This window comes from Azospirillum sp. VT-I1 (assembly GCF_055698305.1).
Genome location: NZ_CP168805.1, coordinates 418,193 through 436,230, shown reverse-complemented (window position 1 = coordinate 436,230; position 18,038 = coordinate 418,193). Strand labels below are relative to the sequence as shown.

The 18,038-nt window shown below is 68.0% G+C and carries 20 protein-coding genes; 10 read left to right on the top strand and 10 right to left on the bottom strand.

Annotation, left to right across the window (positions count from 1 at the left end):
- Window positions 1-28 precede the first annotated feature (28 nt).
- Complete coding sequence (locus tag AB8P05_RS27710; RefSeq protein ID WP_472761293.1) at window positions 29-3,199, top strand: ATP-binding protein; 3,171 nt, start codon at window positions 29-31, stop codon at window positions 3,197-3,199.
- Window positions 3,200-3,204: 5 nt separating this feature from the next.
- Here AB8P05_RS27710 and AB8P05_RS27705 read toward each other — a convergent pair whose 3' ends face one another.
- On the bottom strand, window positions 3,205-3,495 hold the full coding sequence (locus AB8P05_RS27705; RefSeq protein ID WP_472761292.1) for a ribbon-helix-helix domain-containing protein: 291 nt from the start codon (window positions 3,493-3,495) through the stop codon (window positions 3,205-3,207).
- 148 nt (window positions 3,496-3,643) lie between these two features.
- On the opposite strand from AB8P05_RS27705, the gene AB8P05_RS27700 reads away from it, so the two are divergent.
- From AB8P05_RS27700 to AB8P05_RS27680, 5 genes are all read left to right on the top strand, one after another.
- On the top strand, window positions 3,644-3,841 hold the full coding sequence (locus AB8P05_RS27700) for a hypothetical protein (RefSeq protein WP_111070057.1): 198 nt from the start codon (window positions 3,644-3,646) through the stop codon (window positions 3,839-3,841).
- A 121-nt stretch (window positions 3,842-3,962) separates the two neighbouring features.
- Window positions 3,963-5,234 carry a YcaO-like family protein gene (locus tag AB8P05_RS27695; RefSeq protein WP_472761291.1) on the top strand — a complete coding sequence of 424 codons (1,272 nt, stop codon included), beginning with the start codon at window positions 3,963-3,965 and terminating at the stop codon, window positions 5,232-5,234.
- On the top strand, window positions 5,231-5,983 hold the full coding sequence (locus AB8P05_RS27690; RefSeq protein ID WP_455175606.1) for a TfuA-like protein: 753 nt from the start codon (window positions 5,231-5,233) through the stop codon (window positions 5,981-5,983). Before AB8P05_RS27695 ends, AB8P05_RS27690 begins: the two co-directional genes overlap by 4 nt.
- A 77-nt stretch (window positions 5,984-6,060) precedes the next feature.
- Window positions 6,061-6,771 carry a Crp/Fnr family transcriptional regulator gene (locus AB8P05_RS27685; protein WP_472761290.1) on the top strand — a complete coding sequence of 237 codons (711 nt, stop codon included), beginning with the start codon at window positions 6,061-6,063 and terminating at the stop codon, window positions 6,769-6,771.
- 107 nt (window positions 6,772-6,878) lie between these two features.
- Window positions 6,879-7,259, top strand: coding sequence for a ribbon-helix-helix domain-containing protein (locus AB8P05_RS27680; protein WP_455175604.1), 381 nt, complete (start codon window positions 6,879-6,881; stop codon window positions 7,257-7,259).
- 71 nt (window positions 7,260-7,330) lie between these two features.
- Here the strand turns inward: AB8P05_RS27680 and AB8P05_RS27675 are convergent, their stop codons facing one another.
- The 5 genes from AB8P05_RS27675 to AB8P05_RS27655 form a co-directional block, all read right to left on the bottom strand.
- On the bottom strand, window positions 7,331-8,119 hold the full coding sequence (locus tag AB8P05_RS27675) for a 3-hydroxybutyrate dehydrogenase (protein WP_472761289.1): 789 nt from the start codon (window positions 8,117-8,119) through the stop codon (window positions 7,331-7,333).
- Between the two features lie 12 nt (window positions 8,120-8,131).
- Complete coding sequence (locus AB8P05_RS27670; RefSeq protein ID WP_310115032.1) at window positions 8,132-8,779, bottom strand: 3-oxoacid CoA-transferase subunit B; 648 nt, start codon at window positions 8,777-8,779, stop codon at window positions 8,132-8,134.
- 17 nt (window positions 8,780-8,796) lie between these two features.
- Window positions 8,797-9,456 carry a CoA transferase subunit A gene (locus AB8P05_RS27665; protein WP_472761288.1) on the bottom strand — a complete coding sequence of 220 codons (660 nt, stop codon included), beginning with the start codon at window positions 9,454-9,456 and terminating at the stop codon, window positions 8,797-8,799.
- Between the two features lie 2 nt (window positions 9,457-9,458).
- Entirely contained in the window at window positions 9,459-10,850 is a 1,392-nt protein-coding gene (locus AB8P05_RS27660; protein WP_455175600.1) for a GntP family permease, read from the bottom strand.
- A 63-nt stretch (window positions 10,851-10,913) separates the two neighbouring features.
- The gene (locus AB8P05_RS27655) at window positions 10,914-11,348 is read right to left on the bottom strand and encodes an SRPBCC family protein (protein WP_472761287.1); all 435 of its coding nucleotides are present in this window, start codon (window positions 11,346-11,348) and stop codon (window positions 10,914-10,916) included.
- A gap of 357 nt (window positions 11,349-11,705) precedes the next feature.
- Between AB8P05_RS27655 and AB8P05_RS27650 the strand changes: the two genes are divergently transcribed.
- Window positions 11,706-11,906, top strand: coding sequence for a heavy-metal-associated domain-containing protein (locus AB8P05_RS27650; protein ID WP_472761286.1), 201 nt, complete (start codon window positions 11,706-11,708; stop codon window positions 11,904-11,906).
- A 92-nt stretch (window positions 11,907-11,998) separates the two neighbouring features.
- Here AB8P05_RS27650 and hemP read toward each other — a convergent pair whose 3' ends face one another.
- From hemP to ftsE, 4 genes are all read right to left on the bottom strand, one after another.
- The gene (gene hemP / locus AB8P05_RS27645; RefSeq protein WP_085091948.1) at window positions 11,999-12,166 is read right to left on the bottom strand and encodes a hemin uptake protein HemP; all 168 of its coding nucleotides are present in this window, start codon (window positions 12,164-12,166) and stop codon (window positions 11,999-12,001) included.
- 124 nt (window positions 12,167-12,290) lie between these two features.
- A complete protein-coding gene (locus AB8P05_RS27640) occupies window positions 12,291-12,929 on the bottom strand; it encodes a YdcF family protein (protein ID WP_472761285.1) in 639 nt (212 codons plus the stop codon).
- A 12-nt stretch (window positions 12,930-12,941) separates the two neighbouring features.
- A complete protein-coding gene (locus AB8P05_RS27635; protein ID WP_472761284.1) occupies window positions 12,942-13,835 on the bottom strand; it encodes a cell division protein FtsX in 894 nt (297 codons plus the stop codon).
- Entirely contained in the window at window positions 13,748-14,563 is an 816-nt protein-coding gene (gene ftsE, locus AB8P05_RS27630; protein WP_472761283.1) for a cell division ATP-binding protein FtsE, read from the bottom strand. Before ftsE ends, AB8P05_RS27635 begins: the two co-directional genes overlap by 88 nt.
- 147 nt (window positions 14,564-14,710) lie before the next feature.
- On the opposite strand from ftsE, the gene AB8P05_RS27625 reads away from it, so the two are divergent.
- The 3 genes from AB8P05_RS27625 to AB8P05_RS27615 all read left to right on the top strand — a co-directional run bounded on the left by AB8P05_RS27625 (window position 14,711) and on the right by AB8P05_RS27615 (window position 17,930).
- Window positions 14,711-15,493 (top strand): lysophospholipid acyltransferase family protein, encoded by a 783-nt coding sequence (locus tag AB8P05_RS27625; RefSeq protein WP_472761282.1) that lies wholly within the window; start codon window positions 14,711-14,713, stop codon window positions 15,491-15,493.
- A gap of 129 nt (window positions 15,494-15,622) precedes the next feature.
- Window positions 15,623-17,479 (top strand): DUF2491 family protein, encoded by a 1,857-nt coding sequence (locus tag AB8P05_RS27620; RefSeq protein ID WP_472761281.1) that lies wholly within the window; start codon window positions 15,623-15,625, stop codon window positions 17,477-17,479.
- A 25-nt stretch (window positions 17,480-17,504) separates the two neighbouring features.
- A complete protein-coding gene (locus tag AB8P05_RS27615) occupies window positions 17,505-17,930 on the top strand; it encodes a DUF350 domain-containing protein (RefSeq protein WP_472761280.1) in 426 nt (141 codons plus the stop codon).
- Window positions 17,931-18,038: the final 108 nt, after the last annotated feature.

Here is an 18,038-nt window from a genome sequence, read left to right as displayed (position 1 = left end):
CCGACGCGAATTCCGCGAGGGGGCGGGCATGGCGGACGCCATGTGGAGCAGAGCGACCGACGACGGTCCCGGACAGGATGCATCGCGCCTGTCTGCCGATAAGCCGCGCGAACGCAAGGTGGTGACGGCGATGTTCGTCGACATCGTCCGCTCCTCCGCCATGGTGGCCGGCCGCGACCCGGAAGACGCCGACGACCTGCTGCTGTCCATCCTGAACCGCGTGACGGAGGCGGTGCCGCGCTTCGAGGGCACGGTGACCCAGATGCTGGGCGACGGCTTCCTGGCGACCTTCGGCGCCCCCGGCGCCAAGGAGGACCACGCCCTGCGCGCCTGTCTGGCCGCCCAGGACATCCTCAGCGCCACCCGCGACGAGCAGGGCCGCCCGATCTTCCACATCCGCATCGGCATCAGCTCCGGCGACGCGGTGGCCCATGTGGTGACCAACGGCCTGTGGACCGATTACCGCGCGGTCGGCGAATGCGTGCATATGGCGGCCAAGCTGCAGCAGCGCGCCGCCTCCGACACCGCCCAGCTCACCCGCGACACGCTGGACCTGATCCCGGTCGGCGTCGCGGTGCGCCCGATGGGAAGCCTCCGTTTGTCGGAGGAGGTGGAGCCGATGCCGGCCTTCCTGCTCGACGGGGCGCGCGCCGTCCGCCGCACCGCCACCGACCTCCTGTCCGCCACCACCGCCCCCTGTGTCGGCCGGGAGCGGGAGGTGGCGGCCCTGTTCGGCATGGCCGACGCGGTGGAAGGCGGGACCCCGGTCCAGCTCCTGCTGCAGGGGGAGGCCGGGATCGGCAAGTCTCGCTTGGTGGGAGAGTTCCTGCGCGACCCGCGCAGCCGGCGCTGGACCCTGCTGCAATGGCCGCAGATGCCGATCCGCCGGCTGGCCGACCCGGACGATCTGGAAGCGGTGGCGCTGAGCCTGGCGGAACAGGTGGCCGGCTGCGCCTGCGAGCAGGGCATCGACTGGGTCTGCGAGGCGGCCGGGCGCCGATCCGGCGCGCTGGCCGGCGATGCGGTGCGCGCCCTGTTCGGCCGGCCGGGCCTGGACCCGCTGTGGAGCGGCCTGGACGCGGCACAGCGCCTGTCGCTGGGGATCGAGGGGCTGGTGGGAGCGACATTTGAACTGGCTGCCCCGCCCCGCCACTGCGACGGCGCCCACCCCGGCGGCGAGGCGATGGACGGCGTCGTCGGCCGGCCGCTGCTGGTCCTGGTCGAGGATGCCCATTGGGCGCGTCCGGTGATGGTGCGGCTGCTCGAACGGTTGGCCGAAGCGCTGCCGGGATCCGGGTCACGGCTGCTGCTGCTCGCCACCCGGCGGCCGCCGCCGCTGGGGCCGGAGTCGAAGGAGCAGGGCTGGAACGGCCGGCCGGGCGGCCGGCGCATGGAACTGGGCATGCTGTCGGCGGAACAGGTGCAGAGCTTCCTCGCCCACTGGCTGGGGCCGGACTGGTCGCTGGTGGAACTGAAGGCCCAGGTCGCCGCCCGCTGCCAGGGCGTTCCGCTCTACCTGGAGGAGGTCCTGCGCACGCTGGAGGCCACCAACGCCATCGAAGGCGCGCCGGGCGCCTACCGGCTGATCGATCCGCTGGTGGTCCACAAGCTGCCGCGCACTCTGCACGCCCTGCTGGCCGAGCGCATGGACCTGATGACGCTGGAACGGCGCCGGCTGCTGATGAACGCGGCGGTGATCGGCACGACCTTCGACGTCGGACTGCTCCAGGCCCTGACCGGCCTGCCGATGACGAAGCTGGCGGACTGTCTGGCCTATCTTGAGCGCGCCGGCTTCGTGCTGCGCACCCGCCTGCTGCCCAACCTGGAATATTCCTTCAAGCACGCGCTGATCCAGGAGGTCGCCTACGCCACCCTGACCAAGTCCGACCGCCGGGCACTGCACGCCCGCGTGCTGGAGGCGCTGCGCCACCGCCGCGACCACGACCTGCCGAACCGCCTGGACCTGCTGGCCCACCACGCCTTCATGGCGGAGAACTGGCCGGTCGCCCACCTGTTCGGCCGCCGCGCCGGCGTGCGGGCGGAGTTGCGGTCCCGGCTGGAGGATGCGAGCCGGCATTACCGGAACGCCCTGGATGCACTGACCCGCTGCCCGGACACGCCACGCAAGCCGCTTCAACGAATCGACACGTCCATCTCGCTGTCACGAGCCAGAATGCCGCGCGGCTTCACCGACACTGGCCAGTTGTTGGACGAAGCTCGGAAATTGTCTCTTTCCGTAGAAGATCCACGACGCTATGCGCGTGCGTCGTCTATGCTTGCGGCGGTGGAATGGTCCAATGGCAATATAGACAAAGCGGTTCATTTCATTCGTGAAGGTCTGGCGGCCAACGATGGAAGCTTTGATCGTAGAACACAGATCCAGCTTCTCGGGCGGCTAGGTGGCATATTGGCGGAGAAGGGGCTGTATCTGGAAGGATACAGCGCACTACAGTCTGCACGCGAAATGCTAACCCAACATTGCCTTCATGAACGGTTCGGGCTTGCCGTGGTTGGAAAAGTTGGAGTTTGTGCTAACCTTGCGCGGAACTGTGCCGAAATTGGTTTTGAAAGCGAAGCGATCAGCACGGCCATTGATGCCGTTGAAGCTGCAGACGCAAGCAATCATAATTTTTCTAAACTCTATGCTTACGAACACATAGGGTGGGCATATCTGCTGTTGGATGCGCCAAAGAAGTCAATCGCTTACCTTGAAACGGCACTTGATATCTGCAATTCTACACACTCAAAGCTGCATAAACCATTTCTGTTGGGAGCAGTTGCTTATGCAAACGCCCTGATCGGCAAAGTCGACAATGGGTTGACGCTCTTCGAGCAAGCATTGGCAATCGCCGAACAAGAACGGGTCAATGCCTATATCAGCCAGGTGCATCTTTGGCTGGCCGAGACACACCTCTTGATCGGGGATCGGGAGCAGGCAAGAACGCAAGCAGCGCTTGTCAAAGGCTTGGCGTCAGCATCGGGCAGGATTGGATATCTCGCAAAGGCGGACGCGCTGCACGCGGAAGTGACTTTCGCAATGAATGACGGCGACGAAGGTTCGCGACAGGCTTTGGAGCTTGCAGAGCGAAATGCACGGAATCTGTCATTAGCCCGAATCGCCGACAGATGCGCCAGGATATTGGCTGGCGAGGGCTTGGCGTTCCGGAACCAAAGGGTGACCTCCCACTTGGTTCCATGATGCCTTCAACGGATTTCGGACTGCCGGAAATAATCGAGCACATAACTGCGGATCGCGTTGGTCAACGGCATGGTAGCCGGTCGGGAAGAATCGACCTCTTGGCAAAGGTCGCGGACAGGCCGCTCTTCCTTTTTCGCTATCTCGTCCAGCCCGCTCCAGATCGCCATTTCCAGACGCAGTTTTGCGCGCCGATCCGTGAGAGGAATTGTCCGTGACACCACCGACGGCCAAACCATCAGGCTTCGCAGATCGGTGCCATACGCCGCTTCGGATATGGACTTTCTTTGAAAATGCATAGGCGGCTCCCAATACCGAACGGAATGATGTCATCGCTCGTGATCTCTACATCTGCCTCACCTCAAGCACTGTGAAGTTTTTCACAGCCGAGCATCCCTTCGCATGTGAAGAGTTTGTCCATAAGCCACACACTTGAAGGACATTCTCATGAACATGTCGATCTCCCAGGCTTCGATGATCCGTGGCGCCGACGGTCGTCTCTATGCCGTGACCGCTCATGGTGTTACGGAAATCGCCGACGCGGCCATCGCCACCGCCCGCACCCATGTCCGCTCCGGCGACCGTGCCGGCTTCGAAACCGCGGATCATGAAGCCGCCCGCACCATGATCGCTCCGGGCGCCTGATCGGGTTCCCGGTTCCGGTTCTTCGGACCGTGGCCACCAGCACCGCTTCAGGTGCTGACCGGCCACGGACCCGGGAACGGGACGCGCCCTCTCGATTTTCCCACGCCCCGGACAAGCCGCGATGCCTTTCGATCTGCTCGATGTCAAAGCCTCCGTTTCGGATGCGGTGAAGGCCCACACGGTCGGCACCCACCGGGTCATGGCGCCCGAACAGACCCTGGCTCGGGTCACCCCGTTCCTGCCGATCATGGGGATCACCCGGGTCGCCAATGTCACCGGTCTGGATGCCGTCGGCATTCCGGTGGTGATGGTCACGCGGCCGAACTCGCGCTCCATCTCGGTGTCGCAGGGCAAGGGGGTGACGCTCGCCGCCGCCAAGGCGTCGGGGGTCATGGAATCGATCGAGAGCTATCACGCCGAACGCATCACCCTGCCGCTGAAGTTCGCCAGCTTCGAGGAGCTGCGCTGGACCCACCCGGTGGTGGACGTCGACCGCCTGCCCCGGCTGTCGACCGGCAGCTTCAACCCCAACAGCCCCATCCTGTGGATCGAGGGGCAGGACCTGCTGAACGGCGGCCCGAAATGGGTTCCGTTCGAGATGGTCCACCTGAATTTCACCGTGCCGATGGCCCCCGGCCACGGCGCCTTCCTGGCCGGCTCCAACGGGCTGGCGTCGGGCAACCACAAGGTGGAGGCGATCAGCCACGCCGTCACCGAACTGGTGGAGCGCGACGCGACCACCCTGTGGCGCCTGCAGGACGCGGGTGCCCAGGCGGCCACCCGCATCGACCTGGACAGCATCGACGATCCGGTCTGCCGCTCGCTGATCGACCGGTTCGAGGCGGCGGGCGTCGCCGTCGGCGTGTGGGAGACCACCAGCGACGTCGGCCTGCCCGCCTTCCTCTGCCGCATCGTCGAGCGCGAGGAGCTGCCCCAGCACTCCATCCGCCCGGCCACCGGCATGGGCTGCCATGTGGCGCGCGAGATCGCCCTGTCCCGCGCTCTGACCGAGGCGGCGCAGAGCCGTCTCACCTTCATCGCCGGCGCCCGCGACGACATGCCCCGCGCCGAATATGAACGCCACCTCGACCCCGCCCACCATGCCCGCTGGACGGCAATGATCGTGGAGGGTGCCGGCCGGCGGTCCTTCCGCCACTGCCCGACCAGCACCGCCCCCACCATCGAGGCCGACCTCGCCCACCAGCTCGACCGGCTGCGCGCCGTCGGCATCGAGGAGGCGGTGGCGGTCGACCTGACAAAGCCCGAATTCGGCATCCCCGTCGTCCGCGTCGTCGTGCCGGGGCTGGAGGGTGCCGACGAATCCCCCGATTACCTGCTGGGCGAACGCGGCCTGCGCGTGCTCGGCGCCCAAGCCATGGAGAAGGCGGCATGAGCGGCGTCTATGTCTTCCTCGGCCCCACCCTGCCGCGCGAGGATGCGGAGCGGGAGCTGGACGCCACCTACCTGCCGCCGGTCGCCCAGGGCGACGTGCTGCGGCTGTGCGCGGAGAAGCCGGCGGCCATCGGCATCGTCGACGGCTTCTTCGAAAGCGTGCCGTCGGTCTGGCACAAGGAAATCCTCTACGCCATCCATGCCGGCATCCCGGTGTTCGGCGCCTCCAGCATGGGGGCGCTGCGCGCGGCGGAGCTGTATCCCTTCGGCATGATCGGCGTCGGCGCCATCTTCGAGGCCTTCCGCGACGGCCGGCTGGAGGATGACGACGAGGTGGCGGTGATCCACGGCCCGGCCGAACTGGGTTATACCGCCCTGTCGGAGGCGATGGTCAACATCCGCCGCACCCTGTCCGACGCGACGGCCGACCGGGTGCTGACCGCCGGCACGGCGCTGCGCCTGGAATCCATCGCCAAGGAACTGCCCTACCGCGAGCGCGGCTATGGTCGGATGCTGCGGCTAGGCGGCGACATCGGCCTGCCGGCGGACGAGCTGGCGGCGTTCCGAAGCTGGCTGCCGCAGGGCCGCTTCGACCAGAAGCGCGACGATGCCAAGGCGATGCTGCGCAGCATGGCGCGGCGCCTGGGCCGTCCGACCGGCGACGATGCGGCGCCGGAAGCCCGTTTCCATTTCGAACGGACCGTCCTGTGGGAACGTGCCGTGCGCGACGCGGCACCCCTCGCGATGTAGGTGCGTTTCCGGTAGACTGATCGCGCCGGGGTGGCGGTCGCCGCCATCCCGGTGTGAAACGGTGCCGGGACGGATGGATGAACGCGCCCATGGATGTGGCGGCGGTGCTGAGGCGCAACCGCCTGCTCGGAGAACTCGACGCCGGGCAAATGGCGGAAATGCTGGAGTTGGGGCGCATCGTCCGCTTCGATGCCGACCGCGTCATCTTCGACAAGGGCGACCCCGGCGACAGCCTATTTGCCGTGCTGAAGGGCCAGATCGCCATCCGCACATCCTCGGCGGATGGCAAGACCATGCTGCTGAACATCCTGGAGGCCGGCGACGTCCTGGGAGAGATCGGCCTGATCGACGGCCGGGAACGCACCGCCGCCGCCGTCGCCCTGCGCCCGGTTGAGCTTTACCGCGTCGACCGCGCCGACTTCATCCCCTTCCTGGAACGTCACCCGCACCTGTGCACCCGCATGATGATCGTGCTGTGCGACCGGCTGCGCTGGGTGTCCGAGAACATCGAGGACGCCGTCTTCCACGATGTCCCGCGCCGGCTCGCCCGCAGGTTGCTGCTGCTGTCCGACAGCTATGGGCAGCCGACCCCGGCCGGCCTGCGCCTGACCCTGCCCCTGTCGCAGGAAGCACTCGCCAACATGTTGGGCGTGACCCGCGAAATGGTGAACAAGTGCCTCGGCGCCCTGCGCAGGACCGGCGCAGTGACATATGCCAAAGGTTTTATCGTCATCAATGATCTGGCTTTGCTCAAGGACATGGCCGGAGATCCCGAACGGGCTCCCTAGGGAGATTCCTTACATGCCCAAAGTTTTGTTCCCAAACCCGGTTGTAGTCGCGTTATAGTGAGCGCGCGTTGGGGGCAATCGCACGGGCAGGACGAGGATTTAAGAGCATGTCGAGCGACGGGAACAACAGGTCTCGCACTGGTCAATCCGTGGGTGTCGCTTCGCTGGTCCCCCGCACGCTGAAATTGTCCGGACGCGATGTTTCCATCCGGCTGGAACCGTCCTACTGGGAAGGTCTCGACGAGATCAGCCAGCGTGAGGATCTGACGGTGGAAGAGCTGTGCGGGGATGTCCGCGACCGGATGGAGCAGCAGGGCCGCCGCTCCTCCCAGGCCGGCGTATCGCTGGCGAACGCACTGCGCGTCTTCGTGGTCGGCTATTTCCGGCAGGCCGCGACCGAGCGCGGGCACGCCCGTGCCGGCCATGGCCAGGGCCGCCCCTTCATCGCGACCCCCTTCGACACGGTCCCCGCCACCAGCGAGAGTTGAGACAGCGCGGACTTCCGGGAAGGGGGCAGACCCTTCGGCCCACCCCCTGCCGAGCCATCCGGACGGCCGCCTTACTGGGCGGTCCAGCCGCCGTCCATGGTCAGCGCGGCTCCCCGCATGTTGCCGGCCGCTTCCGAGCAGAGGAACACCGCCAGCTCACCCAGCTGTTCCGGGGTGACGAAGGACTTCGACGGCTGCTTCTCGCTCAGCAGCTCGCGTCCGGCCTCCTCCACCGACAGGTTGCGCGAGGCGGCCAGCGCGTCGATCTGCTTCTGCACCAGCGGCGTCAGCACCCAGCCCGGGCAGATGGCGTTGCAGGTGATGTCGGTCTCCGCCAGTTCCAGCGCCGTCACCTTGGTCAGGCCGATCACGCCGTGCTTGGCGGCGACATAGGCCGACTTGTTGACCGACGCCACCAGCCCGTGCACCGAGGCGATGTTGATGACCCGGCCCCAGCCGCGCTTCTTCATGCCCGGCAGGGCGGCACGGGTGCCGTGGAAGACGGCCGACAGGTTGATGGCGATCACCGCATCCCAGCGCTCCACCGGGAAGGCGTCGACCGGCGCCACATGCTGGATGCCGGCATTGTTGACCAGCACGTCCAACCGGCCATAGGCCGCCTCGGTGGCGGCGACCATCGCCTCGATCTCCTCCGGCTTCGACATGTCGGCGCCGTTGTGGGCGACGCGCACGCCGAACTCCGTGGACAGCGACTGGCACAGTTCGGCGATGTAGGCGGCGTCGCCGAAGCCGTTCAGCATCAGGTCGGCACCCTGGCCCGCAAGCTGCCGTGCGATTCCAAGGCCGATCCCGCTGGTGGACCCAGTGACGAGCGCGGCCTTCCCCTTCAGATTGGTCATTGTTCTTTACCCTTAGAGCGGCATGGGACGGAGATCCGGAGCGACGATCAGTTCGCACCCGGTGTTGGCGATCACCTGCTCCACGGTGACACCGGGGGCGGTTTCCTTCAAGACGAGGCCGGCGTCGGTCGGCTCGATGACGGCAAGGTCGGTCACCACCAGGTCGACGCGGCGGACCGAGGTCAGCGGCAGGGCGCAACGCTCGACGATCTTCGCCTCGCCCTTGGCGCTGTGCTGCATGGCGACGATCACGCGGCGGGCGCCGGTGACCAGATCCATCGCCCCGCCCATGCCCGGCACCATCTTGCCCGGCACCATCCAGTTGGCGAGACGCCCTTCGCGGTCCACCTGCAGGCCGCCCAGCACGGTGACGTCCAGATGGCCGCCGCGGATCAGCCCGAAGGAGAAGGCGCTGTCGAAGGACGCCGCCCCCGGCAGGGCCGAGATCGGCGAGCCGCCGGCATCGGTCAGGTCGTGGTTCTCCGCCCCGGTGATCGGGCCGGACATGCCGAGGATGCCGTTCTCCGACTGGAAGAACACATGGCGTCCGGCGGGGACATAGCGGGCGACCAGGGTCGGCAGGCCGATGCCCAGGTTGACGAGGTCGCCGTCCATCAGCTCCAGCGCGACGCGCTTGGCGATCAGGGTCTTTTCATCCATGGCTCGATACTCCCCGGTCAGCGCGGCGTGGCGGTGACGATGTGGTCGACCAGCACCGACGGCGTCATCACCGCATCGGGCGGGATGCAGCCGACGGGCAGGATGTCCTCCGCCTCGGCGATCACGGTGGCGCCGGCCATTGCCATCAGCGGGTTGAAGTTGCGGGCGGTCAGCGCGTAGGTCAGGTTGCCGTAGAGGTCGGCCTGCTTGGCGGCGACCAGAGCGAAGTCAGCCTTGATCGGCGTCTCCAGCAGATAGGTCACGCCGTCGATCTCGACCGTGCGCTTGCCCTCCTCCACGGTGGTGCCGACGCCGGTCGGGGTCAGGACACCGCCCAGACCGACGCCGCCGGCGCGGATGCGCTCGGCCAGCGTGCCCTGCGGCACCAGTTCCACCTCGATGTCGCCGGCGATCATCTGCTTCTGCGTCTCGGGGTTCAGGCCGATGTGGCTGGTGACGACGCGGCGCACCAGCTTCTCCACCACCAGCTTGCCCAGGCCGTTGTTGGGCCGGGCGGTGTCGTTGGCGATGATGGTCAGGTCGCGCTTGCCCTGGCGGATCAATTCGTCCACCAGCCGGTTGGGGCCGCCGACGGCCATGAAGCCGCCGATCAGCAGGGAAGCGCCGTCGGGAATGCGCGCGACGGCCTCTTCCAGGGAAACAAGTTTGTTCTTCATGATCAGACGATCCCGGTCAGGTAATAGACGGCGATCACGAAGAAGACCGCCAGCGTCTTGATGCAGGTGACGGCGAAGATGTCGCCGTAGGACTGCCGGTGCGTCAGCCCGGTGACGCCCAGCAAGGTGATGACGGCGCCGTTGTGCGGCAAGGTGTCCATGCCGCCGCTGGCCATGGAGGCGACGCGGTGCAGCACCTCCATCGGGATGCCGGCGGCGTTGGCGGCCGCGATGAACTGGTCGGCCATCGCCGCCAACGCGATGCTCATGCCGCCCGACGCCGAGCCGGTGATGCCGGCCAGCGCGGTGACGGTCACCGCCTCGTTCACCAGCGGGTTGGGAATGGCGGCGAGCGCATCGCGGATGACCAGGAAGCCCGGCAGCGCCGCGATGACCGCGCCGAAGCCGTACTCCGACGCCGTGTTCATGGCGGCCAGCAGCGACCCGCCGATGGCGGCCTTGGTCCCGTCTGCGAAGCGCTGCGACACCGGCTTCCAGGCGAAGGCCAGCACCATCAGGATGCCGCAGAGCAGGGCCCCTTCCACCGCCCAGATGCCGGCGACGGAGGAGACCTGCGTCACCAGCGGCTTGGCGCCGGGTGTCAGCGCCACCTCGCTGGTGGTGCCGTAGATGCCGGGGATGGCCATGGTGAACAGCTTGTTCAGCACGCCGACGGCAACCAGCGGCGACAGGGCCAGGATCGGGTTCGGCAGCGCTTCCGAGGCCACCGGCTCCGGTTCGTTGCTGTGGCCGCTGCCATAGCCCTCGCCCCGCGCGATGGCCGAACGCACCCGCCATTCCAGATAGAGCAGCCCCAGCGCCAGGATGAAGATCGAGCCGATCACACCCAGCCAGGGCGCGGCATAGGCATCGGTCTTAAAGAAGGTGGTGGGGATGATGTTCTGGATTTGCGGCGTGCCCGGCAGCGCGTCCATGGTGACGGTGAAGGCGCCGAGCGCGATCACGCCGGGGATCAGGCGCTTGGGGATGTCGCTCTGCCGGAACATCTCCGCCGCGAAGGGATAGACGGCGAAGACCACCACGAACAGCGACACGCCGCCATAGGTCAGCAGCAGGCAGACCAGCACGATGGAGGTCACCGCACGCTCGCGCCCGACCAGCTTGATGACGGCCGAGACGATCGACTTGGAGAAGCCGGACAGCTCGATCACCTTGCCGAACACCGCGCCCAGCAGGAAGACCGGAAAGTACAGCTTCACGAAGCCGACCATTTTGTCCATGAACAGGCCGGTGAAGATCGGTGGGACGGCGGACGGGTCGGTCAGCAGCACGGCCCCCATCGCCGCGATGGGCGCGAAGAGGATGACGCTGAAGCCCCGATAGGCGACCAGCATCAGGAACGCGAGCGCTCCCACGCAGATCAGGAAACTCATTTGGACGATGCTCCCTCGGTTATTCTTGTCGGACGGTGACCGTCACGGCTGTGTTTTCGGGATTCACGGCTGAAGCAGAGTGCGTAGCCGGGCCATGCCGGCGTCGTAGAGGTCGCGGACGAAACGCTCCGCATCCGCCTCCGCGCCCTGGTTCGGGTGGGAGGAGAGCGGACGGAAGGTGGCGGTCCAATCCAGGGCCGCCTGCCCTTCCCCATCGGCGCGCAGGCGGATCTGCGCCAGCAGGTCGGCGACCGGATAAGGTCCCTCGACCACCGCATAGGTGTAGGCATCGTCGATGTGGCTGACATGCTCCAGCCGGTGGACGACCGGCGCGCCGTCGTAGAGCCGCAGACGCCGGAGCGCGCCCTTCCCCACCCCCTCCACGCTCATCGAGACGGCGCCGGGATACCAATCGCCCAACGCCCCGTCCCACCGGACCAGCGGCCACACGCGGCGCGCCGGGGCGGGCAGAAGGGAGGTTGCGGTGACCAGCGGCATCGGGGCGCTTTCTCTTGGCGGCAGGCCCCGAAGGGCGGAGTGCAACCGAGGTAGCAAGGCTCGTGCCAAGATTGCACGGCCGGATAATGACAGCGGAAACCTTTGATAAGGCTGATTTTGTGCGTTGCACACAAAAGCCGCTGCCAGAAGAAAGTCTCAATATCGAGATTTTTGCGACGAGCTCTGTCTACCTAAAAAGACTATGTCTCGATTCGTAGACGAAAGACCGGCAATGCGAGAAATTCGGACCGCAAGGCGGTTGAGCGGACCTGCGGAATGCAGCTTGACCTTCCAGTGGCTGGAAGGCGCAGCCTGTCGCAACCACGTGCGCCGTCGCACCGCCAAGGGAGAAGAGCCATGCTGACGTTGAAGGTATCCGGAATGTCCTGCGGCCACTGCGCCCAGACCGTGACCAAGGCGGTGGAAGCGCTGCCGTCGGTCGAACGCGCGCTGGTAGACCTGAAGGAAGGCCAAGTGACCGTCGAGGGCAACGCCGACGAATCGACCGTTCGCCAAGCCATCGAGGATGCCGGGTACGAAGTGCAGGGCCGGGCCTGAGCCGCCATCCGCCAAAAAGAATGGGCGCCGGGCCATATGGCCGGCGCCCATTCCCGATGGCGTTTTCCCGGAAGGTTCTTTGAAGGTGTTTTTTACTTGGTGAGGATCAGCTTGTTGGCGCGGGTCACGCGCAGGCGATAGCTCTGCCCGGCGTGCTGGATCACGATCTCGCGGCTGCCCGACATCAGACGGGCGGATTCGACCACCGGCAGGGACGCGGCGATGAAGGAGGCGGGAGCGGAGACGGCGCTGTCGTGCATGGCGTGTCTTTCTTGCTGGACGGACGTTGCGGTCGGCGATGTCCGGGCGTGAACCCTGAACCGGACCCTACCCCTGTCCGGAGCTAATTGCAAGTCATTCTCATTCTCTTTTCAAGCCGGGCCGTCAGCCCCTGACCGCCCGATGAACCATCCAGCGCAGGCCCACCACCAGCAGCTTGTTGTATTCGTTGACCAGCAGGTTCGCGGTGCCGGGCCACGCCCACCATTCGTCCAGATGGACGGTGGGGGCGACGACGGGATGGGGGACCAGCTCCACGTCGGGCATCGCCATCGACAGCTCCATAAGGCTGCGGCGCATGTGGTAGTTGGCGGTCACCAGACGCAGCGACCGGAACCCCTGGTCGCGCATCCAGTCCGCCGTCTCATAAGCGTTGCCGATGGTGCTGTCCGCCGAGTAGCCCAGCGTGATGCAGCATTCCATCTCGGTCGGGGAGCGGCGGGACAGCTTCAGCAGCTCCTGCACCTCCACCCCGTCATAGACGCCGGAGACGAACAGCCTCTTCGCCCGTCCGGCGGCCAGCAGTTCCAGCCCGACGCCGAGCCGGTTGCTGCCGCCGGTCAGCACGACGATGGCGTCCGTCCGCCGTTCCGCCTCGGCCCCGACGGGGGCCGCGCGCGGCACGTCGGCGGCGTACCAGACCAGACCGCCCAGCCAGAGGACGGCTGCCACCAGGAAGCCGGTAAGCAGAAAGGCCGCCGCCCGCGCCAGCGTTCCGCCGCGCCGCCGGTGCAGGGATCTCATGGCGCCCCCGGCTCACGGCATGGATTCCAGCGTGCGCAGCACGGTCCAGCGCGCGGTCGCCAGCGCCAGCAGGGCCAGCATCCCCGGCACCAGAAGCAGCACCGCCCACTGCCAGGGCTGCAGCGACAGGTCGGACAGCAGGCTGGCCCGCAGCCCCTGGGACGCCCGGTACAGCCCGTACAGCGTGCCGCCGGCCAGCAGCAAGCCGATGGCGCCGCCGCGCAGGCTCAAGGACACCACATGCCGTTCGAACTGGCGGGAGACATAGCGGTCGGTGGCGCCCATCAGGTGCAGCAGTTCCACCACCGGACGGTGGATGGCAAGGCCGGTGCGCACGGCGAAGACCACCGTCATCACCGCCGCCGCCCCGATCAGCAGCACCACGCCCAGCGCCGCCAGCCGCACCGCCCCGGCGAAGGACCGCAGGTCGGCCAACCACACCGCATGGTCGTCCAGCGTCGCCCCCGGCGCCGCCGACGCCAGGCGAAGCCGCAGGGCGGCGATGTCGACCGGTCCGTCGGCGGCGACGTCGATCAGCCGCGGCATCGGCAGCAGCGGGTCCGACGCCCCGGATCCGAGCCAGGGCTCCAGCAGCCGGGCGATCTCGCCCCCGCCCAGCACGCTGGCCGACCGGATGCCGGGGAAGGCGCGCAGGACGGTCACCGCCGCCTCCACCCGCTCGTCCAGCGACGCGACCGGCGCGCCCGGCATCGGCGCCACCTGCACGGTCAGTCCGCCGGCCAAGCCGCTGTCCCAACGCTGCGCCATGTCCGACACCAGCATGGCGCCGGCCAGCGCCAGCACCGCCAGGAAAGCCATCAGCGCGGTGATCCAGCCGAGGAAGCGCGAGGAGGGATCGACCGCCAGCGGCAGGTCGGAGCGGGGCCGGACCGGACGAAGCGCCATGCCGCTACTCCCCGCGGATCGTGGGACCGCAACTCGCCGGTGCGGCCATCATGAACCCGGTTTCCGCGCGCGGGCAGCACCATCAGCCGGCCATTGTCGAGATGCAGGCGCGGATGGTCGAAGCGGCGGATCAGCGCCTCGTTGTGGGTGGCGATCACCACGGTGGTTCCCAGCTTATACAATTCCTCGAACAGATAGAGCAGGCGCATGCCGATGCCATCGTCGACGTTGCCGGTCGGCTCATCGGCCAGCAGAAGCCGCGGCCGGTTGATGACCGAACGGGCGATGGCGACCCGCTGCTTCTGCCCGCCCGACAGGGTGGACGGCTTGGCATGCAGGTGGTTGCCCAGCCCCACCCAGCGCAGGATCTCGGTGCAGTGGGCGACCACGTCGGCCTCCGGCGTGCCGGACATGCGCAGCGGCAGCGCCACATTGTCCAGCGCCGACAGATGGTCGAGCAGCGCGAAGTCCTGGAACACCACGCCGATCTGGCGGCGCAGCTCCGGCAACTCGCGGCGGGTCACCATCGCCATGTCGCGGCCGAACAGGGTGACCAGTCCGCGCGACGGCCGGTGGGCCAGATACATCAGCTTCAGCAGCGACGATTTGCCCGCCCCGCTGGCGCCGGTCAGGAAATGGAAGGATCCCGGCAGCAGGGTGAAGCTGATGTCGCGCAGCACCTCCGCCTCCGTGCCGTACCGCAAGCCGACATTCTCGAAACGAATCACGGTCCCACCACAGTCACGACACCCCTCCGCGCCCGGGACAATGCACCCGGCGGCGGACGGAGTCCACCCCGCCCCGCGCCGCGGAACCATCGCCGCAACAGCGCGGAATACTTGAGAAGTCGGCGAAGACCTGACAAGTTGCCGGCCATGATCTGGATCCGGTCCCTCGCCTTCAACATCGCGTTCCATCTCTGGACCGCGCTGATGTGCTTCGCCCTGCTGTGGATGCTGCTGCTGCCGCGTCCACAGATGGTCGCGGTCGTGAAATGGTATCTCAGCACCGTCGGCTGGCTGGAGCGCACGCTGGTCGGCATCCGCTACGAGGTGCGCGGGCGCGAGAACCTGCCCGACGGTCCCTTCCTGCTGGCGGCCAAGCACCAGTCGGCCTGGGAGACGATGAAGCTCCACCTTCTGGTGAAGGATCCGGCGATCATCCTGAAGCGCGAGCTGATGTGGATCCCGATCTGGGGCTGGTACGCCGCCAAGGCGAAGATGATCCCGGTCGACCGCGGCGCCGGCGGGGCGGCGATCAAGTCGCTGATCCGCAATTCCCGCCCGGTGCGCGACGAAGGCCGGCCCATCGTGATCTTCCCGCAGGGAACCCGCGTCGCTCCCGGCACCTACCGCCCCTACCGGATCGGCGTGGGCGTGCTCTATGAGAGCCTGGGGATCCCCATCGTGCCGATGGCGCTGAACGCCGGCCTCTATTGGCCGCGCCACAGCTTCCTGAAGCGCCCCGGCACCGTGGTGGTGGAGTTCCTGCCGCCGATCCTTCCCGGCCGTCCGCGCGCCGAGGCGATGCGCGATCTGGAGGACCGGCTGGAGGCCGCCAGCGACCGCCTCGTCACCGCCGCCGGCGGTCCGCCCACCGTCCGTCCGCCGCAGGCCGAGCCGGAACGGGACAAGCAGGCGGCGACCGCCGTCTCGTGACGCTTCGGCCCTGGCCGAAAGGTTACGACCGTTAGCCCCTTGAGCGCCGTCGCGTATCTGCCTACGCTCGCGCGACGAATCGCCGGGAGGGCCGGTTGAACCGGCTCCAGATGACGCGCGAGAGGATGGATGACGCAGACCGCGAAGCCCCGGTGTCCCAGCCGGCCGCCGGACCTCTGGAAACAGCGATGGCGCGCCGCCGCCGTCGCCCTTCTGATGACGGTGCAGCCGCTGGCGGTCCCCGTCGGCGCCGTCCTGACCGTCCCGGCGGCCCCTGCTCCGCTCGCCATCGCCGCCACCGCGGCGGTCTCCGTGGCCTTCGTTCCGGACGAGGCCCAGGCCCGTGCCGGCTCCCGCAGCAGCCGGTCCTCGTCTTCGGGCGGCTACTCCCGGCCGTCGCGCACCCCGTCCGTCGGCAGCAGCAGCGGTTATTCCCGCCCGTCCGCCCCGCGCACGCCCTCGACCGGAAGCAGCGGCGGCGGCTGGTTCTCCGGCGGCTCCTCCAGTTCCAGCGGCGGCTATGCCCGGCCGGGGAACAGCGCCCCCTCGGTCGCCGCCCCGCCGACATCGGCCGGTGACAGGACCTTCAGCCAGCAGGGTTCGGCCGACGCGCTGAACCGCTACCGCGCCCGCCAGGAGGCCGACCGCACGCCGCCGGCCGCACCGCCGCCCGCCGCCTCCACCCAGGGGCGCACCGGCAACTCCAGCAGTTCCGGCGGATCGGGCTGGGGGTGGGGCTGGGGATCGGGGGGATCGTCCTACCGCACCCCGTCCACGCGCCCGGCGCCGGCCAATCCCTATGGCCAATATGGCTGGAACCCGCCGCCCTATGCCTACAGCGCGCCGCGCCGCTTCGGCATCTGGGACGGGCTGTTCCTGTGGTTCATGCTCGACACGCTGACCCGGCCGGGCCATGCCGCCTTCTTCCACAACAACGCCGACGACCCCGGCTATCGCGAATGGCGGCAGGAGGCCGACCGGCTGGCCCGCGACAATGCGGAGCTGCGCGGCAAGCTGGACCAGCTCGACCAGTCGGTGGCCGCCCAGGCCGGCACCCCGCGCGAGGCGGGACAGCTGCCGCCCGACGTGCCGGCGGAACTGGCCCGAGCCGATTCCGCCAGTTCGGTGGACAGCAGCAGCGCCGCACAGGCGACACAACCGTCCCAGGGCTCCGGCCGCGGATTCTGGTGGTGGGGCATCCTGCTGCTCGGCGTGGCGGTGCTGTTCCTGCTGTGGCGGGCCCGGCGCCGGATGGATGCCCCGAAACCCAGCCCTGTCTCCAATGGCCCAGTCTCCAAGGGAGGATCGGACGTGCCCCTGTTCGGAACGCTCGGCAACTACGTGAACCAGAAGCTCGGCGGCAAGGCCTACAGCCCGTCGCTGTTCCGGCTGGGCATGGCGGTCACCATCGACCCCACCCCCTTCCTGCTGGCGGAGAGTGCCACCAAGGTGAAGGCGCCGGACACCGGCAGCGACCGGCTGGTGTCGATCGAGGCGGTCGGCACCGTCACCTCCGGTCCGGCGACCGTCTACCGGCTGCATCTGCCGGGCGGTCCCGGAAAGACCGGGGGGTTCTTCCAGATCCATCTCGGCCCCGACGGGCAGCCGGACGAGTGCCGCTACTTCACCCCCATCGACAGCGTCACCCCGTCGGACGAGGGCGAGTGGGGCTTCTGGCTGGACGATGCGGAGGGGATGATCGGCTGGCCGGAGTTCCAGACCAAGGACGGCAAGCTCTATTCCCGCGTCTGGCAGCCGGGCGCCAGCCGCATCCAGCCCTTCACCCTCAGCGAGTCGCGCCAGACCGTGCGCGGGACCGAGACGGTGGTCAGCCAGTCCATGCTGTACGGCGCCCCCACCGGCGCCGCGGCCCCCGCCCCCACCATGGAATACATCCTGGTGGAGGCGGTGGAGCTGTCCGGCCGCGCCTCGGTCGAGATCGCTGCCGGCATCGACGTGAACCCCGCCTCCCTTTCCCTGTCCTAACCCACACGACAAGAGTGCCGGCCCCATGGAAAGCACCTTCGGTTCCATCCTGACCGCGCTCGGCACCGGGCTTCCGGTGCTGCTGGTCCAGCTCGCCGTCACGCTGGCGCTGCTGGCGGTCGGCGTCGCCGTCTACACCCGCATCACCCCCTTCAACGAACGCCGGCTGGTGGCGGAAGGGAATGCCGCCGGCGGCCTGACGCTGGCCGGCTCCATCGTGGCGATCGCCATTCCGCTGGCGGCGACGCTGGCGACCAGCAGCGTCGTGCTCGACATCGTTCTGTGGGGCGTGGTGGCGGTGATCCTCCAGCTGGTCGCCTTCGCCGTCGCGACCCTGCTGATCCGCGACCTGCGCGGCCAGATCGAATCCGGCAACGTCGCGTCGGCGGCGGCCCTGGTCGGGGTCCAGCTGGGGGTGGCGCTGATCAACGCCGCCGCCATGGCCGGATAGGCAGGCCCCCGAGCGGTAAGGATAAGGGGTCTGGTCGCGGGATCGTCCCCTCCCCATCTGTGCAAGCGAGACGCCTTCCGGGGCGCCTCCAACAACCCTCATCGACAG

What these genes read in the sequence shown, in the direction of transcription:
- AB8P05_RS27615 (WP_472761280.1), top strand. Translation starts at nt 17,505, where the DNA reads ATGGAAAGCACCTTCGGTTCCATCCTGACCGCGCTCGGCACCGGGCTT.
- AB8P05_RS27710 (WP_472761293.1), top strand. Translation starts at nt 29, where the DNA reads ATGGCGGACGCCATGTGGAGCAGAGCGACCGACGACGGTCCCGGACAG.
- AB8P05_RS27680 (WP_455175604.1), top strand. Translation starts at nt 6,879, where the DNA reads ATGTCGAGCGACGGGAACAACAGGTCTCGCACTGGTCAATCCGTGGGT.
- AB8P05_RS27620 (WP_472761281.1), top strand. Translation starts at nt 15,623, where the DNA reads ATGACGCAGACCGCGAAGCCCCGGTGTCCCAGCCGGCCGCCGGACCTC.
- AB8P05_RS27705 (WP_472761292.1), bottom strand. Translation starts at nt 3,495, where the DNA reads ATGCATTTTCAAAGAAAGTCCATATCCGAAGCGGCGTATGGCACCGAT.
- AB8P05_RS27685 (WP_472761290.1), top strand. Translation starts at nt 6,061, where the DNA reads ATGAACGCGCCCATGGATGTGGCGGCGGTGCTGAGGCGCAACCGCCTG.
- AB8P05_RS27675 (WP_472761289.1), bottom strand. Translation starts at nt 8,119, where the DNA reads ATGACCAATCTGAAGGGGAAGGCCGCGCTCGTCACTGGGTCCACCAGC.
- AB8P05_RS27655 (WP_472761287.1), bottom strand. Translation starts at nt 11,348, where the DNA reads ATGCCGCTGGTCACCGCAACCTCCCTTCTGCCCGCCCCGGCGCGCCGC.
- AB8P05_RS27665 (WP_472761288.1), bottom strand. Translation starts at nt 9,456, where the DNA reads ATGAAGAACAAACTTGTTTCCCTGGAAGAGGCCGTCGCGCGCATTCCC.
- AB8P05_RS27695 (WP_472761291.1), top strand. Translation starts at nt 3,963, where the DNA reads ATGCCTTTCGATCTGCTCGATGTCAAAGCCTCCGTTTCGGATGCGGTG.
- AB8P05_RS27690 (WP_455175606.1), top strand. Translation starts at nt 5,231, where the DNA reads ATGAGCGGCGTCTATGTCTTCCTCGGCCCCACCCTGCCGCGCGAGGAT.
- AB8P05_RS27670 (WP_310115032.1), bottom strand. Translation starts at nt 8,779, where the DNA reads ATGGATGAAAAGACCCTGATCGCCAAGCGCGTCGCGCTGGAGCTGATG.
- AB8P05_RS27640 (WP_472761285.1), bottom strand. Translation starts at nt 12,929, where the DNA reads ATGAGATCCCTGCACCGGCGGCGCGGCGGAACGCTGGCGCGGGCGGCG.
- AB8P05_RS27650 (WP_472761286.1), top strand. Translation starts at nt 11,706, where the DNA reads ATGCTGACGTTGAAGGTATCCGGAATGTCCTGCGGCCACTGCGCCCAG.
- hemP (WP_085091948.1), bottom strand. Translation starts at nt 12,166, where the DNA reads ATGCACGACAGCGCCGTCTCCGCTCCCGCCTCCTTCATCGCCGCGTCC.
- AB8P05_RS27660 (WP_455175600.1), bottom strand. Translation starts at nt 10,850, where the DNA reads ATGAGTTTCCTGATCTGCGTGGGAGCGCTCGCGTTCCTGATGCTGGTC.
- AB8P05_RS27625 (WP_472761282.1), top strand. Translation starts at nt 14,711, where the DNA reads ATGATCTGGATCCGGTCCCTCGCCTTCAACATCGCGTTCCATCTCTGG.
- AB8P05_RS27635 (WP_472761284.1), bottom strand. Translation starts at nt 13,835, where the DNA reads ATGGCGCTTCGTCCGGTCCGGCCCCGCTCCGACCTGCCGCTGGCGGTC.
- AB8P05_RS27700 (WP_111070057.1), top strand. Translation starts at nt 3,644, where the DNA reads ATGAACATGTCGATCTCCCAGGCTTCGATGATCCGTGGCGCCGACGGT.